Origin of the sequence: Cellulomonas sp. GbtcB1, from assembly GCF_019091725.1 — a bacterium.
Classification (GTDB): domain Bacteria; phylum Actinomycetota; class Actinomycetes; order Actinomycetales; family Cellulomonadaceae; genus Cellulomonas.
The window spans coordinates 1-232 of sequence record NZ_JAGXJG010000646.1; the positions used below are offsets into that span (position 1 = coordinate 1).

At 80.2% G+C, this 232-nt stretch carries 1 pseudogene; it reads left to right on the top strand.

The window, feature by feature from the left end:
- Nucleotides 1-232 (top strand): annotated as a pseudogene (locus tag KVT14_RS21665) (phosphoglucosamine mutase); the annotation flags it as partial.

Sequence of the window (232 nt, forward strand, 5' to 3'; positions counted from 1 at the left end):
GTACGTGGCGGCGGCGCACGTGCTTGGCCAGCGCGGCGGGTTCGCCGGCCGCCGGCCGCGCGCCGTGGGCGGCCGCGCCCCGCGCCCCTCGGGCGAGTTCCTGTCCGCCGCGGTGGCCGCGGGCCTGGCGAGCGCGGGGGTGGACGTGCTGAACGTCGGCGTGCTGCCAACGCCCGCGATCGCGCACCTGAGGGGTGCGCTGGACGTCGACCTCGGCGTCGTGCTGTCGGCC